The 16,965-nt window shown below is 45.6% G+C and carries 15 protein-coding genes and 1 pseudogene; 3 read left to right on the forward strand and 13 right to left on the reverse strand.

The window, feature by feature from the left end:
• Nucleotides 1-66 precede the first annotated feature (66 nt).
• The 3 genes from rlmD to NSS95_RS13250 form a co-directional block, all read right to left on the reverse strand.
• Nucleotides 67-1,446, reverse strand: coding sequence for a 23S rRNA (uracil(1939)-C(5))-methyltransferase RlmD (gene rlmD / locus NSS95_RS13240; RefSeq protein ID WP_035188853.1), 1,380 nt, complete (start codon nucleotides 1,444-1,446; stop codon nucleotides 67-69).
• A gap of 13 nt (nucleotides 1,447-1,459) precedes the next feature.
• Nucleotides 1,460-2,323 carry a DNA-3-methyladenine glycosylase family protein gene (locus NSS95_RS13245; RefSeq protein WP_035188855.1) on the reverse strand — a complete coding sequence of 288 codons (864 nt, stop codon included), beginning with the start codon at nucleotides 2,321-2,323 and terminating at the stop codon, nucleotides 1,460-1,462.
• An 850-nt stretch (nucleotides 2,324-3,173) separates the two neighbouring features.
• Nucleotides 3,174-4,589 (reverse strand): ISLre2 family transposase, encoded by a 1,416-nt coding sequence (locus NSS95_RS13250; protein WP_340713822.1) that lies wholly within the window; start codon nucleotides 4,587-4,589, stop codon nucleotides 3,174-3,176.
• Between the two features lie 105 nt (nucleotides 4,590-4,694).
• Here NSS95_RS13250 and NSS95_RS13255 point away from each other — a divergent pair.
• Nucleotides 4,695-6,140: pseudogene (locus NSS95_RS13255) on the forward strand (IS1182 family transposase); the annotation flags it as partial.
• A 304-nt stretch (nucleotides 6,141-6,444) separates the two neighbouring features.
• Here NSS95_RS13255 and pdaA read toward each other — a convergent pair.
• From pdaA to cax, 4 genes are all read right to left on the reverse strand, one after another.
• Nucleotides 6,445-7,233, reverse strand: a complete 789-nt coding sequence (gene pdaA, locus NSS95_RS13260) for a delta-lactam-biosynthetic de-N-acetylase (protein WP_013860352.1) — start codon at nucleotides 7,231-7,233, stop codon at nucleotides 6,445-6,447.
• Nucleotides 7,234-7,375: 142 nt separating this feature from the next.
• The gene (locus NSS95_RS13265) at nucleotides 7,376-7,573 is read right to left on the reverse strand and encodes an SE1561 family protein (RefSeq protein ID WP_017554110.1); all 198 of its coding nucleotides are present in this window, start codon (nucleotides 7,571-7,573) and stop codon (nucleotides 7,376-7,378) included.
• A 142-nt stretch (nucleotides 7,574-7,715) separates the two neighbouring features.
• Nucleotides 7,716-8,510, reverse strand: a complete 795-nt coding sequence (locus tag NSS95_RS13270) for a YfkD famly protein (RefSeq protein ID WP_017551475.1) — start codon at nucleotides 8,508-8,510, stop codon at nucleotides 7,716-7,718.
• A gap of 427 nt (nucleotides 8,511-8,937) precedes the next feature.
• Entirely contained in the window at nucleotides 8,938-9,999 is a 1,062-nt protein-coding gene (gene cax, locus NSS95_RS13275) for a calcium/proton exchanger (RefSeq protein WP_340713960.1), read from the reverse strand.
• A 112-nt stretch (nucleotides 10,000-10,111) separates the two neighbouring features.
• On the opposite strand from cax, the gene NSS95_RS13280 reads away from it, so the two are divergent.
• Nucleotides 10,112-11,296, forward strand: coding sequence for an MFS transporter (locus tag NSS95_RS13280; RefSeq protein WP_340713961.1), 1,185 nt, complete (start codon nucleotides 10,112-10,114; stop codon nucleotides 11,294-11,296).
• Between the two features lie 315 nt (nucleotides 11,297-11,611).
• On the opposite strand, the gene NSS95_RS13285 is transcribed toward NSS95_RS13280, so the two are convergent.
• Nucleotides 11,612-12,454, reverse strand: coding sequence for a YihY/virulence factor BrkB family protein (locus NSS95_RS13285; RefSeq protein ID WP_168985548.1), 843 nt, complete (start codon nucleotides 12,452-12,454; stop codon nucleotides 11,612-11,614).
• A gap of 124 nt (nucleotides 12,455-12,578) precedes the next feature.
• Here NSS95_RS13285 and NSS95_RS13290 point away from each other — a divergent pair, with 124 nt between their 5' ends.
• Nucleotides 12,579-12,803, forward strand: coding sequence for a DUF1128 domain-containing protein (locus NSS95_RS13290; protein WP_017551472.1), 225 nt, complete (start codon nucleotides 12,579-12,581; stop codon nucleotides 12,801-12,803).
• Between the two features lie 177 nt (nucleotides 12,804-12,980).
• Here the strand turns inward: NSS95_RS13290 and map are convergent, their stop codons facing one another.
• The 5 genes from map to NSS95_RS13315 form a co-directional block, all read right to left on the reverse strand.
• The gene (gene map / locus NSS95_RS13295; protein WP_168985549.1) at nucleotides 12,981-13,733 is read right to left on the reverse strand and encodes a type I methionyl aminopeptidase; all 753 of its coding nucleotides are present in this window, start codon (nucleotides 13,731-13,733) and stop codon (nucleotides 12,981-12,983) included.
• Between the two features lie 150 nt (nucleotides 13,734-13,883).
• A complete protein-coding gene (locus tag NSS95_RS13300) occupies nucleotides 13,884-14,399 on the reverse strand; it encodes a type 1 glutamine amidotransferase domain-containing protein (protein ID WP_168985550.1) in 516 nt (171 codons plus the stop codon).
• 133 nt (nucleotides 14,400-14,532) lie between these two features.
• On the reverse strand, nucleotides 14,533-15,357 hold the full coding sequence (motB, locus tag NSS95_RS13305) for a flagellar motor protein MotB (RefSeq protein ID WP_168985551.1): 825 nt from the start codon (nucleotides 15,355-15,357) through the stop codon (nucleotides 14,533-14,535).
• The gene (gene motA / locus NSS95_RS13310) at nucleotides 15,350-16,153 is read right to left on the reverse strand and encodes a flagellar motor stator protein MotA (RefSeq protein WP_168985552.1); all 804 of its coding nucleotides are present in this window, start codon (nucleotides 16,151-16,153) and stop codon (nucleotides 15,350-15,352) included. Before motA ends, motB begins: the two co-directional genes overlap by 8 nt.
• A 254-nt stretch (nucleotides 16,154-16,407) precedes the next feature.
• Nucleotides 16,408-16,782: a DnaJ family domain-containing protein gene (locus tag NSS95_RS13315; RefSeq protein ID WP_168985553.1), complete on the reverse strand. Its 375-nt coding sequence runs from the start codon at nucleotides 16,780-16,782 to the stop codon at nucleotides 16,408-16,410.
• Between the last annotated feature and the right edge of the window lie 183 nt (nucleotides 16,783-16,965).

Consider the following 16,965-nt stretch of genomic DNA (forward strand, 5'->3'; position numbering starts at 1 on the left):
CCAGAAATCAGACAGAAAACCCTCCAACCTTGGAAATCCTTTATTTATAAGTACTTTGAATAGACCTTATTTCTCCACCCTTGACATCAAGACAACACACTCAACGTGCGCCGTTTGCGGGAACATATCCACAGGCTGCATGTACGCTACGTCATAAGCCTTGCTCAATATGTGCAAGTCCTTCGCCAAAGTGGAAGGGTTGCACGACACGTAGACAAATTTTTTCGGCTTTACCTTCAAAATTGTCCGTAAGAGGGCTTCGTCACAGCCCGAACGCGGCGGGTCGACGATGACAACGTCCGGGCGCCAGCCTTGGTCCAGCCATTTCGGCAGGAGGGTTTCTGCTTTGCCGGCAAAGTAATGGGCGTTCGGGATGTTGTGGGCGGCGGCGTTTTTTCTGGCATCTTCAATCGCTTCCGGAATCACATCCATGCCACGGATTTCAGATGCGCCGTCCGCGAGCCACAAGCCAATGGTGCCGACACCGCAGTAAGCATCCGCAATTTTCTCCTTGCCGGTCAACGCAGCGGCGTTTTTCACTTCATTGTAAAGCTTCACCGTCTGGATCGGGTTCAGCTGGAAAAAGGCGCGGGCGGAGAGTTCGTATGTGAATTCTTCGAGCCGTTCTTCAATGATTTCTTTTCCGGATAAATGAATCGTTTCGTCGCCGAAAATAACCGACGTTTTTTTGGCGTTCACATTTTGCGCAACCGATACGACTTCCGGCAGGCGCTTTTTGATCTCAGAAAGGATGACATCTTTGCGCGGCAGCTCCCGCCTGGCCGTAATCAGCACAACCTGGGCTTGGCCGGTCTGGGTGCCTACCCTTGTGACAATTGTCCGCACGATGCCTTTCCCGGTTTTTTCATTATACACCGGGACATGAAAATCATTTAAAATTTGTGTCACCACTTGTGTCACTTTGTTTGTCAGCGGATGCTGGACAATGCATTCCGGCACGTTGATCAGCCGGTGGGAATCGAGGCTGTAGAGGCCGGAAATAATTTTCCCATGGTCTTCGCCGAGCTGGAACTGGCTTTTGTTCCGGTAAATCCACGGGTTATCCATGCCAATCGTCGGGCGGATATCGAGTTCGTCTACTTTTAACTTTGTATGGCGTTCAAGCGCCTGGATGACAATGTCGCGTTTTTCGATAAGCTGCTGCTTGTACGCAAGGTGCTGGAGCTGGCAGCCGCCGCACTGCTCGTAAACCGGGCACGGGGGTTTTACCCGGTGGGGCGAGCGTTTTCGCACCTTTTTGGCAATGCCCTCCACGTATTTCGGGTGTATCCGTTTTGCTTCAACGACCACCTCTTCGCCCGGCAGTGCACCTGGCACGAAAACGACCGTCCGCTTAAAATAGCCGACCCCTTCCCCGTTGATGCCGAGCCGTTTGATCGTCAAGGGAAATTGCTGTTTTGGTTTAATGATGGCTTCTTTTTGCATAAAATCCGTCCTTCTATTCGATGCTGCGCCATAAGTACAAGGAGGCATAACTCAAATAAGGCTCCCAGTCTTTTGCGTAAGCGTCCATTTCTTCATAAGTAGGTTTTTTCTCAAGCTGGAAAAGTTTTTTCAATGCCTTCTGTATGCCGATGTCAGCTTTTGGAAAATGATTCAGGCGGCCGAGCCCGAACATGAGAAAATTTTGCACGGTCCACGGGCCGATGCCGCGGATTTTCACGAGCGTTTTTAAAATTTCCTCATCCGGTTCCTTCTCAAGTGCCGCCAGATCCAGTTCGCCTGATGCCACCAATTTGGAAAGCCCGATTACATACTCTGCTTTCCGCTCGCTAAACTGCAGGGCGCGTAAATCTGCGACTTGCAATGCAGCCGTTTTTTCAGGAAACGGATAAAACCAGACACCGTCTTTTTGAAAACCAAAATGGTACACGAAACGCTCTGTCAGCGTATGGGCAAATTTCATATTGAGCTGCTGGTGGATGATGCATTTGACCAGGCAGGCATATGGCGAAAAGTCGAGCACAAACGGTGTACCGCGGTGTTCTTTAAAAAGCGGTTCAAGGGCGGTGCCGGTAAAATGGTTTGTGATGCCTGCGAGGTCTTTCTCCCACTGAAAAAGGTGAAAAATCCGCTTCTCAACGATTTCAGCGGTATCCGGATTTTCGCCTTTGATGAGAAATGCAGGTGCCTCCGTCGTGCCGGTTGCAGTGATAGCCGCTGTTTCCGGATGTTTGCCGTATATCGGGATTTTCACTGTCCGTCTAAGCGGATCCACCGCATGCAACGGGTCGAGGCTTAATCTTTCGAGCGCACGGTCAAAATTGTACGGGCCATTGATTTTAACGATTTTCTCCCACATGGCGTCCTCTCAATTCGTTTTTAAGTATTATAGCACAAGCGCTCGCCCTTTTCATTGCCGATTCAACGCGCACGAAAAACAACGCAAGATAAAGAGACCAGGCCTGTTACTTGTCTAATCAGAATTTTTATTTGGACAAACGCAGGTGAGCTGCACGGCTATTTGTCTAATTAGCCTTTTTAATTAGACAAAAGCGGAAGGGCTGCTCGAGCACTTGTCCAGTTAGAGCTCTGCCAATTAGACAATTGCAGGAGGGTTGCGTGCTCATTTGTTTAATTAGCGTTTCCAATTGGACAAATGCAGGTGATCCGCCCGGCTATTTGTCTAATAAAGCTGCCGGGACCACTGAAAAAGTAAATCTGAAAATTCAAAATAATTATATGTACAATAAATTGAAAAAAAATACCCCCAGTATTTGGTATAATAAAGTTATACTACAAACCAAAACCAAACTGGGGGTATCTATCATGCTTAAAGAAAAAGATAATCAATTAAGCATCTATTCCATATTATACGATAAAATTCCTGAAAATCATACACTTAAATTATTAAGGTATGTGTCAAGTTTTTCTCGACAAGGTTTAAATATCGGGTATTCCAAGACACTCTTTTTGTACACTTTCGGCTACCGTGCTTTACTTGCTCGGTGTAATTTTCGGAAAAGATGTAATATTTCCGTATAAAGATGGATAACGGGGATGTTGAGGCGCGCGAAATTCACTCGCTTTCCGCGGGCGGCCGGCGAGCCTCCTCGCTCGTACCTCGCTGCGGGGTCTCTCCTGGCTCGCTTTTCCCGCAGGAGTCTCGTAAATTTCGCGCGCCTCAACGATCAGTCCCCACTGAGCCAGGCTTAAAACGAAAGCTCTAATATTTTGCTTAAATGTCCCATTGCCGATGAACTGCTTGAATGCAGGGCAACTGATCCGTGCTTTACGCCCACTGACGGGCGTACAGGCTGCTTGAGTAGTTGAGACATCCTGATGGATTGTTTCAAGTTCCGTTGCTTTCTCTCGCTTCTTGAACGGTGTTTCAGATAGGCTTCTCTCAATGTCCCATTGAGTATGCCTTGTTTGATTTTCACCATGGCTTCTGCGCCAAGTTCACTCCAATGCATGCCCCTTTTTTTCATCCTGAAGGAGATATGCCTTTGATTCGATTCCATCGCTCCTAGGCCTCTCGCACCTTCCGGCACGTTTTTCACCCTGTCCCTCCAGTCAAAAATGCGGTCCCAGTTTTTCAAGATATACGAACGGAATTCCTTGATTTTCTTGAGAGCCTTTTTATCCGTCAAGGTGCTTTCGTGCGTATCCAAATATAACGTGAATTGGTCCAGGTCATGCGTTCTAATCGCTTTTCTAATTTGCTCCTTGATCTCGCTCTTTCCGCCCCCAAATGTCCTTATGATGGCTTGTGCAACGTGGTAGGTATCCAGCTGGTTGAGCACCGGAAATTCCGACTGTGAGAATGCTGTTTGAAACCGTTCAGCTGTGTACCCAGCACCTCCATCACTGTTTGTAATGACTTGCGCTTTTTCGAGGGAATAGGTGTTGGCAGCTGTGGCTTGGACTTCATCCCAAAATGTCTGAATGTCTTCCGTCGTCATGATGACTGTGGGCTGACGCAGGGAGACCCTTTTTCCATTGGTTTCCCAACCTTCATAGAGAATGGCATGGCGGACTTCCATACCCTGTTTCTTTTCCAGTCCCCGGATGAATACGCCATCTGCTTCGGAAAACAGGTAGTCTACCTTCTTCCCATCAGGCAGTGAAGCAGCTATTTCCATCTCTTCTACAAGGGCCTTGTCGGCTTCCACCTGCGTTTTTCCTACGCGTTTCACCATTTCCCCTACAGTTGTATGACTAAGACTCACGGCTGTCCATTCTTTTAAAATATTCGCCACCTCCCGATAGGTGTTCTCACTTGCCAACTCTGCCACCTTTAATTCCACTAACGGGCTATATCTCCGGTGGGGTACCAGCCCCAAGCATTCATCCAAGGGATAATGTGAGTTCCCTCTCTTATCACGCATTAATGAACGTTTAAAAGTCACACTTCCAAATAGAAACTGAACGCTTCTGTTATCACTACGGCAGTACTCCCAGCCTTCCTCCAACTTCTTTTGTTTAATTGTTTTATCTAACTCCTCAAATACATCCCCAACCCATTGTGTAAAAGCCTTCTGCATCAGAAGTTTAAGCTGTTCTTCAAATTCGATAAGACTCTTTGTATCCTTTAATAATCCAGCAATTATTGATATAATATCCATGGGAAGACCTCTCTCTCTAGATGTTCATCTTGAAGTGTACAATTAGATGATAGAGCGTCTTCCCATTTTTTTCCACTCATTTGCCCCTTCGAGTAAAATTTTACACATACATTATTAAGAGATGAAGTGGATTTTAGTTTTATCAATAAAATGCTTGAAAAAACTTACTGTAAAGAATATGGAAGGCCAGCAAAAGAGCCCGAACTTATGGTTAAAATCTTGGTGTTACAAAAACTCTATGACTTATCTGATGAGAAAGTTATAGAAAATTGCTCATTAAACCTTGCATATATGTATTTTTTAGGAATCAATCCGGAAGACGACCTCCCTCACCCAAGTCTTTTGGCAAAATTTCGTAAAAGTAGATTAGAAGGCAATCTCACTATAGATGAAATTATTATTGAAATCATAAACCAATGCATTGAAAAAGGAATTTTACAAAAGGTTTCTGGTATAACGATTGATTCCACTCATACAGAAGCCAACACCAAAAAATATAGACCGGAACGAGTCATGAAACAATTAGCGAAAAAAATCTTTAAAACCGTTAAAGAAGAAAACGGAGAAATACCAAGTGAAATCAACCAAGAAATCCCTGATTATAAAGAAATAGAAAACCATGATGAAGCTAGAAAAACAATGAAGTCCTATCTTGAAGAAACGGTATCAAAGGTAGAAGAACTAGTTGAACTGGAGAAAGCACCTGAAACAAAAGCACTCGTTAATAATGCGAAAGAAATTTTAGCAGACCCGAAGTTTATGGAGCAAAAAGGGGTACGATCGATTGTCGACCAAGAAGCGAGAATAGGGTATAAAAGCAAAAATGATCCTTTCTTTGGTTATAAAACGGAATTTATGATGACAACAGAAGATCGAATGATTACAGCTGTTCATACTGGTAATGGAGCTTATGTGGATGGAACGAAGTTTGATGAATTATTAGAGTTAACCAAGAAAACGAGAATAAAAATACCAGAAGTATATGGTGATAAAGCCTATTTTAAAAAGCCAATCTTAGACAAAATCTCTGAACTTAAAGCAAAGGCATACATCCCTGTAAGTGAAGCTGCATATCGCATAGACGAAGAAAGATTCAGTTATAACAAAGATTCTGACGAGTGGTTCTGTAGTCAAGGAAACAAAACAATCAAAAAGAAACACTATATAAGAAAATGTGGAAAAGAAACGTATAATTACTATTTTGACAGAGAACAATGTAGAAATTGCCCAATGCGAGAAGTTTGCATAACCGGAAAAACAGTCGGAAAAGTATTAGGGATCGGAATCAACACCCCAGAATTTTATGAGTATAGTCAACAACAGAAATCGGAGGGATTTAAAGAGAAGTATAAAAAAAGAGCATGCCAAGAAGGGAAAAATGGCGAAATGAAGAATTTCCACGGGTTAGATCGTGCCAAATGGTACGGTCTAAAAAGCATGGGCTTACAAGCCAAGCTAACAGCCTTGGCAGTAAATTTAAAGAGGATAGCCGCCATACTATCCTCTAAAAAGGCGAATTATAGCCAAACATTTGTCATTTTTACTAATTTCTATGGTAAAGAGTACCATTTACAGAAAATTTCTTACACTACACAGCAAATTTTACATAAAAAAATGGCTTTTTTCAGTGGTCACAAGCTGCCAATTAGACAATTGCAACAGACCCGCGCGAGCATTTGTCTAATTAGACGCCCATGCTGCAGTGAACGCGGCCAGCAGAAGAATGAAGATCAGCCGGCACAATTGTTTCCAATTCGTTCAACCCAACCCGGCAAGCCCTTTTCCTTCTGGCAAGAAACCAGCCTGTTCCGGCAAGAAAAACAGAGCTGCCCACTTTTCAGGAAGCCCTCTTTGGTTACTTTTTCAATTTTTCGGTTTTCATAAACTCATCCATGCTTTTGAATTTGTAGCCTTGTTTTTTCAAGTCTTTGATCACGCGTTCCAATGCGTTGGCATTGTCTTTTGACACAGTATGGAGCAAAATAATGGCCCCAGGGTGGATTTGTGACATGATGCTGTCATAGGCAAATTGTGTGCCGCGCTGGCGGTTCACATCCCAGTCGAGGTAAGCCAGTGACCAAAGGACATGGGTGTAGCCTTCTTCATTGCCCAGTTTCAGCGTCCGTTCGCTCAGGATGCCGCGGGCCGGGCGCAAATATTTCATTTCTTTCTGGCCGGTAAGGCGGGCGGTTTCTGCTTTCACTTTTTCCAACTCTTCACGTACTTGTGCATCGGAAATCTGTGTCATGTCCGGATGGCTCCATGAGTGGTTGCCAATGATATGGCCTTCTTTCACCATCCGTTTCACAAGATCCGGCTGTGATTTTAAATAGTGGCCGGTGACGAAAAAGATGGCAGGGACTTTTTCTTTCTTCAGAACATCGAGTATTTTCGGGGTATACCCATTCTCGTATCCATTGTCAAACGTCAAATACACATACTTGTCATTCGGATTGCCCTTGTAAATGCCGCCGTATTTTTGCAAAAGGGCGTTATAAGCGGCGCCGGCATCCGCCTGCTGCCCGTTTTTGCCTTTGTTAAATCCCCAGTTGATCGGGGCGTTGGAAAGGGCAAAAGCATCTCGCTGCGGGCATATTGAAAAAAACAGGAAGACTGCAAAAAGTGTTGCAAAAACTTTTCTCATAACCAAACTCCTTTTTGTTGTTTTCCTTATCTTTCTCATTTCTGCAGCCGGAAATACTGGCAGTATCTGTTCGTGCAGAAAAACAGGGCAATATCGTTCCAAAACAGCAGTCGTCCCCCGATGCCAGATAAAAAACCGGCCTTTACAAAGAAGGGGCCGGTTTGCGCTTTTTGAATTGGTCCATTTTCATTTCGATTTCATCGATCATTTGAATAAGCCGGTCAATATCTTCAAGGCCTGCCGCTTCCGGATCAATCGAATCCAGAACCTCCAAAAAGATATTCAGCCGCTCCATTAAATAAGTAAGTTGCTGGTCCTTGTCATATACCGCTTTCCCCAAAAAAATCCTCCTCACGTACTTCTTTCTTATTATAGTATACCCCATTTTCGGCACAGAAAAAAGCTGCCGTTCAGACAGCTTTTTCTTTATTAGCGTGAGACAGGCCTCCTCAGAAGCCGGCGAACCTGCCCAATAAACTTCCTTATTTCGGCTGTTCGCTCACGGAAAAGCCGAACGAAACATAGTCCTGAATCGGAATCCAGGCGCCAATGCCGTGGGAAGTGACGTTTTTCACCAAAATTTCCCGTTTCGTCCCTTTAAGGACAAGGTACACTTCGCCGTATGTCACTTTTCCTTTTTCGTTCACGGCCGGGGCATAAGCATACAAATAGCCGAGCCGTTTTGCCGGGACATTGTATTCATGGCCTTTTTTCGTGCCGGCTCCGATAATCGTGTCAAAGGAAAGCGGCAGCTTCGAGTTTTCCATTGCTTTTAACAGCATCATTTTCTTTACATCGTCCGCTTGCGGAATCCTGGCAGTCAGGCCGCCGCGCACGATCTTTTGCGCTTCCTGGACATAGTGCATTTTATAATTGGCATCGCCGCCGCGGTTATCAAAGTAGTTCGTATTGATTTTTTGGTATTGCCAGTTTGGCGACGTTTCGCTGGATTCATAATTCAGCGGCCATTCGCCCAGGTAAATTTTCGCGCGCAAGCCGAGCGATAAAAACGAACGGTTCACGCTTGTTTCATTCAACATCCGCACGAGATTCGGGTTTTCAATTCTGACATTAGATGTTTTCAGCAAGGTTTCGGTAAACTTGCTCGGCTGCAAGTAAGGCAGATCCTGCGACGAGTTCGGATACGTATTTTCTTTTGTAATGTTTAGGACCGACTGTGGAATTTGCACCTGTTTATCTGCCGGCTTTGCTTCCCCTGCCGGCACAGCAAAAAGTACGGCAAGCAGGAAAATCAGGATCGTCCGCATCCATTTCATTGATGTTGTCTCCTTTCACAAGAGGTTCACGAACGTACCGTTATTTTTTCCTGCCCGGATTAAAATATCCGTTCCATGCAAATAAAACCCGGCTCCTTTATGCCACATGCATCACGGCACTCCGCCGCGATGTGCCAGCGTATTTTGCGCTTCACACGGCCGATATCTTCCGGCGTTACTGAAAAAACTCCGGTTCACCGCTGGACTCCCGTTTATAACGGGCCGCAAGTTTCCGGCGTTATTGCAGATAACCCGTGTTCCTTTTATCCCGATGCATGAGCTTCACCAGTATTTGTCAAAGTATCACACATATTGCTTCCATTTATAATGGACATAAGCTTCCGGCGTTACTGCAAACCGATTTTCCTATATCCCGTTAATGGATCGCACGCATTTTTTCCGGCTATGATGGATACCGATTCCGGAATTACAGCAAGTAAAAACCGATCCCCATGATAATGTAGGCTGCCAGCATGGTGGCACCTTCAAACCAGTTTGTTTCCCCGTCATTTGCCAAAATGATCGTAAGCATGACCGCAGCGATCATCGAGACCAGCTCCGGTATGGAAAAGACAAGCGGCATGGCTTTTTCAAAAAACAAAGATGCGAGCACCAGGACGGGGACGACAAACATGGACACCTGGAGCGTGGAGCCGAATGCAATTTCAACCGCAATATCCATTTTATTTTTTACCGCCATTAAAATGGCCGAAGCATGTTCAGCGGCATTCCCGACAATGGCAACGATGATAATCCCGATAAACATTTCGCTCCATCCGAAACTTTTTGCAACGGACTCAAAAGTATGTACGAGATTTTCCGAAATATAGGCCACTGCAAGCGTCGCAAGGGCAAGCACAAAGATCGATTTCCCCTTTGACCATTCCGGCGCTTCATGTTCTTCTTTCTGCTGGGCCCGTGCTTCCCTGTCCTGATAGATCCCGCGGTGTGTCACCAGTTTAAAAAACAGGGCAAACAAGTAAAGCAGGATTAAAATAATGGAAATGCCAATGCTGAGGCTGATCGTCTTCCCTTCTGACATATTCATGGAAAAGATTTCAGGAATCACAAATGCGACAAAAATCGCGAAAATTAAAAGGCCTGAGTTATGCCGTGCATCATATACGTTGAATTTTTGGCGTTTGTATTTGATCCCCCCGAACAAAAACGACATGCCTGCAACAAGCAGCAAGTTTCCGAGCACAGAGCCCGTCAAAGAAGCAAGCACGACTTGATGGAGCCCGGCCGCTAGGGAAAACAATGAAATAATCAATTCTACCGCATTCCCGAATGTGGCGTTTAACAAACCGCCGATCCGCGGACCCGCTATAATGGCGAGACTTTCGGTTGCCCGGCCCATAAAGCTGGCCAGCGCAATGATGGTCAGGCAGTAAACGGCAAACATCAACACGTTCGGCCAGTGCAGAAGTGCTCCAGCAACCGAGACGGGAACCCCGATGATCACCATAATGGCAAACATTTTATTCATAGCCATCCTCCTATCTGTTTTCTATAAAATTTTACAAAAGATCAGTTGGCTTGCCAAATTTTTCTGATCTGATTATGCTATAGAGAACGAATGCACAACGAGAACAAGCCGGGTGAGAGCAATGAATCGTTATGAAAATATGCGTTTTTGGATTTTGGTATTGATGACTTCTGTTTCCGGATTTACACAGGGCATGCTTTTGCCGCTGATTTCCATTATTTTTGAAAAAGATGGAATTGATGCATCATTGAACGGGCTGAATGCAACCGGCCTGTATATCGGCGTTTTATTTGCATCCCCGCTCATGGAAGCGCCGCTGCGGAAATTCGGATATAAGCCGCTTATTTTAACGGGCGGGCTGACCGTATTTGCCTCACTGCTTTTATTTCCGGCCTGGAAATCGTTATGGTTTTGGTTTGTTTTGCGCCTTTTCATCGGCATTGGAGACCATATGCTGAATTTTTCGGCGCAGACATGGATCACGTCTTTCTCCCGGAAAGGGCGGCTCGGGCGGAACATTGCGTTATACGGGCTTTTTTTCAGCCTTGGATTTGCCGTCGGGCCGTATATGACAAGGCTTGTAAATGTGGATGAGCGCCTTCCCTTTATTGCCTGCTCCATCATCAGCCTTTGTTTCTGGCTGGCCGTTTTTCTTTTAAAAAATGAGCACCCGGAAGCAGATTTGGAAAATGTTTCTTTTCTGGCCACATTTCAGCGCTTTGGTAAGGTCTGGAAACTGGCGTGGGTTGCATTGCTCCCGCCGCTCGGTTACGGATTCATGGAATCGTCTTTAAACAGCAGTTTCCCGGTTTATGCATTAAGAAACGGAATCAATGTCGATGCTGTTTCCATGATTATCCCTGCCTTCTCGATCGGAAGCATCGTTTTTCAGCTTCCGCTCGGCATGTTAAGCGACCGGCTCGGAAGGCGAAAAGTGTTGATTGCAGTCCTTTTGATCGGCTGCGCCTGTTTTGCGGGGGCTGCTTTTAGCAAATCAAACGCCATCGCGCTGTTTGCTTACTTTTTCGTTGCCGGTATGGCCGTCGGCTCGACGTTTTCTCTCGGGATCAGTTACCTGTCCGATCTGCTGCCGCGGCCGCTCCTTCCCGCCGGCAACATCATGTGCGGCATTCTGTACAGCTTTGGCAGCATGGCCGGCCCGTATCTTTGTGGCGTGATCATTAAATATACAAATGGGCCTGTATTTTTCCTGCTGATTTGCATGATATTGTTTGTTTTGTCCGTTTTGATTTTCCGTTTCAAAAAAACGGCCGCTGCTGTTCCCCGGCACTCCTGACAGCTGCCCGCTTCCGGCTTTGCCTTTTGTCCGCCGTTCTCAGCAACCTCCTTTGCTGAGAACGGCTGCGATAAGATCTACCTGAAAAACCGGCCGCGATCTTAACCCGGGGATCTCTGTGTTTAGATCGCGTGGCATTTTGACTGCCTTTCTCTAACGAAGAAATTTGTCCGTCTGTTTTAACTTAGAACGCTTCTCTGTTAAAACAGGCGGAAATTGGAACGCCTTTCTTCACTTAGAATGCTTCGTCTTTTTACTAAGGTGTCATGGTAACTTGCCGCTTTTTTAATATGCGCATAAAAGCAATGATCCAAATTAGCAATTTTTGTGTTTATCATTTAAAACGGCATTCAGTTCACCGCCAAAAATGAGGATGATGCCGCTAATATAAAACCAAAGCATCATGATGATCATCCCGCCGAGGCTGCCGTATGTGGCATTATAATTCCCGAAATGGCTGACATAAAACGATAAGGCGAGTGACGCCACAATCCAGCCGACTGTTGCAAAAATGGCTCCGGGGACAACCGTCAGGCAGCCAAATTTTTCGTTCGGCGCAAAAAAGTATAACAAGAAAAACACGATAAACAGCAGTACCGGCGTAAGCGCCCATCTTAAAATATTGATCAAATTTTTCAAATCATTCGGTAGCCCGAAGTAAGAAAACACATAATGGATGAGCTGCTGGCCGAACACAGGAATTAAAATAACGGCTATAAACACGATAATCATCCCGAGTGTCAGCATCACCGACATGAGCCGTTGCATGACAGGCGGGCGTAATTCCTCTACTTTATAAGCCCTGTTTAATGCTTTAATGACCGCGTTCATCCCGTTGGAAGCGGACCACAAAGTCGCGATCATCCCGAAAGAAAGCAGGCCGCCGTGCCGATTGGTCAGCACTTCTTTCAAGGTGGTTTCGATCAGCTTGAACGACTGGCTTGGCGCAAAATGCCTGACCATATTTAACACATCATCCGTTTTAATGGGCAAATAAGGAAGCAAGGTAAACAAAAAGATCAATAGCGGAAATAGAGATAAAAGAAAAAAGTAGGATAACTGTGCAGCCATCCCGGTAATATCGTTCCGTTTTGAGTTCTCTAACAAAGCCGCAATGGTTGAACGTTTTTTTTCTGCCTGGAGTGCAATTTTATCCAATTTTCATCACCCTCTGTCCGTCCGGTTTACCACTATATTTCCCTCTCCGGTCCGTATGAAACGTTTCGGGATCGGTAGTCATGCGGTATAATAAAACAAGAAAAACACGAAAAGGGTGAAAATGTTGGATCTCTCAGAAAAATCAGCGCAAAATATGGCTTATATGGTGCAGGCAATTACAGCGAAATTAAAAATGGTCAATACGGCGGCACTGCAGTCGTCCCAGTTTAGCATTGACCATTATGACGATTTGTTTGACTTGTACGAAATGGTGATGAAAAAAAATACATTCAGCCCGAATGAAATGCAAGCTATTGTGGAAGAGCTCGGCAGCCTGAAAAAAGATTGATGCCGGCTGGTTTCAGAATGCAAAAAAGTTGGGAGCCTTTATTGCCTTCCTGATTTTGGGATCGAAGCATGGGAAGCCTTTGAAGGTTTTAGAATGTAAAAAAGCTGGGAGCTTTATTGCCTCCCAGCTTTTTTAAGTTTCCGGAATAGAAACCCGGATCCGTGTTTCAGTGCAGCATTAATCTTCCTGATCCGTAATGATCACAATGCCGTCTTTTGTAATCGCAATGGTGTGTTCATACTGGGCGGAAAGGGATCCGTCCCTCGTCCGGGCAGTCCAGCCGTTGTCATCCATCTTCGTTTCGTAGCTGCCGATATTGACCATCGGCTCGATTGTGATCACCATGCCTTCTTTGATGCGCGGCCCTTTATGTGGCAACCCGTAGTGCGGCACTTCCGGTTTTTCGTGGATCGTCGGGCCGATGCCATGGCCGATAAAATTACGGACAACAGAGAATCCCTGTGCTTCCACATAGGTCTGAATGGCGTGGCCGATGTCGCCGATCCGGTTGCCCGGTTTGGCCTGTTCAATTCCTTTATAAAGTGCCTCTTTTGTAACCTCAAGTAGTTTTTGCGTCTGCTCACTTACTTTTCCGACCGGATAACTCCAGGCGGAATCAGCCAGCGCGCCGTTCAGGTTGACGACCATATCAATCGTGACGATATCCCCTTCCTTTAACGGCGTTTTCCGCGGAAACCCATGGCAAATTTCATCATTGATGCTTGCGCATGTCGCATACTGATAACCCTGGTAACCTTTTTGTTCAGGGGTTGCCCCGTGCTCTCTTAAATAACGGTCAACAAATTCCTCAATTTCCCACGTCGTGATCCCCGGCTTGATCATTTTTGCAATTTGCTTATGCGTATCGGCAAGCAGTTTGCCCGCTTTTTTCATCATGTCAATTTCTCTTTGCGATTTCAGTGTAATCATCGTCCGACTTCCTTTCGTTATGGCAACATTATTCTATGTAAAGGTTCATTTTCTGTTTCCCCGCTCCATTTATCATATCCCTAATTTGTATTGTGCGCAAAGTAAAAAAACTGCTGCCCGGAAAGAGGCAGCAGTTTTTTACATACAAGCTCATCCGTTCAGGAGTTTCAGCGATTCCCTGTTAAATGCAGGGATGTCATCCGGCGTACGGCTTGTGACAAGTTGGTTTTGGCATACGACAACTTCTTCGTCGCGGAAGTTCGCGCCGGCATATTCCATGTCAACACGGATTGATTTGTAACCTGTGGCAGACCGGCCTTCCAATGCTTTTGCCGTAATCAAAAGCTGCGGGCCGTGGCAGATTGCAAACACCGGTTTTTTCGAATCCATAAATTGTTTTACAAATTGGACAAAGCGATCGTCGGCACGGAGCTGGTCCGGAGAAAAGCCGCCCGGGATCAGGAGAGCATCAAAATCATCCACGCTGACATCATCGATGCCTTTGTCGATATGGATTTCGGTGCCGTGTTTCCCTTTTACCGTTTTTCCGGCTTCCATTTCAATATTGACAATTTCATGGCCGGCTTCCTTATATGCTTTCACCGGTTCGGTGTACTCAGAATCTTCCACTTCATTAGTGACAAGTACAGCGATCTTTTTAGCCAATCGAACCATCTCCTTTTCTAATCTTTGGGACGTTTATATTTTACCTCGTTTGTGCGGTTTCAAACAAACAGTTTGCTTCACGGAACGATGGGGCGATTGGAAATACGGATCCGGGCGCTCTTTTTGCCTGGTTTTACCGGTCGCTTCCTTCCTCATTTTTCGGGAGAATGAGTACTTCCACCCGCCGGTTTTTTGCCCGGCCATTCGGCGTATCATTCGACGCAATCGGATGGTATTCCCCATATCCTTTTGCCGAAAAATATTTCGGATTTAAATTTTTGTTTTCTAAAATGATCTTTAAAAAATTGGTTGCGCGCATCACGCTTAAGTCCCAGTTTGATTGAAAGACGGAGTTGTGGATCGGCACATTATCCGTATGGCCGCTCACGATAATGCTTCTTGGCGGATCCATTACGAGCAAATTGGAAAGGGCTTTGGCTGTTTTGATATCTTCTTTCCGGACCTCCGCTTTTCCCGAATCAAACAGGACATTGTCTCGGATCGTAATCAAAAGCCCTTCGCCTGTCAAAGACGTTTCAAACTTTCCTTCCAATTTATTGTGCGCTATGTATGTGTTGATTTTTTGCTGGGTTTCTTTTAATTGGGCGTCCCCTTGCCCATTTGATGCATTTGTTGTGCTGTTGCTTTTTGAACCATTCGTTGTGCTGTCCCCGTTTTTTTGTGCATCATTTTTCTTTTGCTCGATAAATTTTTCTGTGTCGGATGTGCCGTTATCATCCCCGGATGTCTGCTTCGTATAATCGAAAAAGCTCGTCCCGCCAACAAACACCCCGTTTAAGACTTTAGAAAATCTTTGAAACTTCTGGGCATCAATGGAACTCATTGCAAACAGAACGATAAACAGGGCAAGAAGCAATGTCAAAAGGTCGGAATAAGGCAGGAGCCATGCCTCGCTGTTTTCCTCTTCTTCTTGTTTTTTCTTCCGCTTTTTACTCATTTGTTGCCACGCTGCCTTCTGTAATCTCTTCCATCAGTTGTATCCGTTCTTCATTTGGCAAATAAGACGCCAGTTTCTGTTCGATCACGCGCGGGGATTCGCCTGCCAGAATGGAGAGAATCCCTTCCAGCATCATTTCCTTGTTTTTTGCTTCGTTTTTGGACTTCCGTTTTAATTTATTGGCAAACGGATGCCACAATACGTAGCCGGTAAAAATCCCGAGCAGTGTGGCCACGAATGCGGCTGAAATGGCATGCCCAAGCACTTCTGTATCCGACATATTTCCGAGAGCGGCAATCAGCCCCAATACAGCACCGAGCACCCCGAGTGTCGGGGCATACGTGCCTGCCTGTGAAAAAATGGCAGCCCCCATCTGATGCCTTTCTTCCATTGCTTCAATTTCTTCGCTCAGCACATCGCGGATATATTCGGCGCTCTGCCCGTCAATCGCAAGGCTCAGGCCGTTTTTCAAAAAAGCGTCATCGACTTCATCCAGCCTTGCTTCAAGCGCCAGCAGCCCTTCTCTCCGGGCAGTCTGAGCCCAGTCGGAAAAAAAGCGGATCATTTCTTCCGTGCTCATCAGTTTTTGTTCCGTAAAAATAATCTTCAACAGTTTCGGAACTTTTTTCAATTCACTCATTGGGAAACCGATAATGACGGACGCAGCCGTTCCCGCCAGTATAATTAAAAGGGCAGCCGGGTTGACGAGGACAGCCGGGCTTACCCCTTTTAACACCATGCCGGTACCAATTGCCACAACACCCAGAATTACGCCAATAATTGATGATTTATCCATTTTTTTCACCTGAATATCATAATGTCTTCTTTCATTATATCGGATGGATGGCGGCAATTTATAGTAAAAAAAGCGGGAAAAATGATGCGGTTTTTAAACGCCCTTGTAAATGGGACAGCTGATTTCCGTTCCCTGGGCTTTAGTAGGCGATTACAATTCAACGGCGCCCTGTACCTCATCCAGGACGCCGCCCATTTTCTAACGAGCTGCCTGAAACGGAACCGCTTCACTTCCGGTCGTGTTCGCGGCATCCCTTAATCAAACAGCTTTTTTTCAATTTTATCCTGATAATTTTTAAAAATGGCGCTGTTTGTTTTGATCCGTTTTTTGGAGAGCATTTGGTTATACGCCAGCAGTTTCTCGCTCAGTTTCTTTTGTAATCCTTCTTTTTCCATTTCATTTTCAGATTGTTTGATTAAATCTTCAATGGAAAGCAGTTCTTTCTTTAAATTGGCTTCTTCCGGGGAAAAACCGGCATTCTGTAAAATCCGGTAAGCCATCCGCAAATCTTCCGGCACGCCGGAAAGCGGGTCTTTCGGGAGCGGCTTTCCGTATCCCGGCAGATTTTCAAATTGCCCTTCTTCATACGCTCTCCGGATTTTCTCTTCCGTCATTCTCATGAAATCCAAAGATCGGCACCCCTTTCGCTTTTTTACCATTATACCGCATGCGGGCACATATTTCCTTCTGTTTAAGGGACGCTATAGGCAGGAAGGGGGAACAAGGATGGGACGCGGAGAAATGTTTGGCCACAAAAGATAAGGCCACCCGGGCCGTTTTCCGAAAGACCAGATGGCCGGTGAAAAGCAGCA

Origin of the sequence: Weizmannia sp. FSL K6-3076, assembly GCF_038007245.1 — a bacterium.
In the GTDB taxonomy this organism is placed as follows: Bacteria; Bacillota; Bacilli; order Bacillales; family Bacillaceae_C; genus Weizmannia; species Weizmannia faecalis.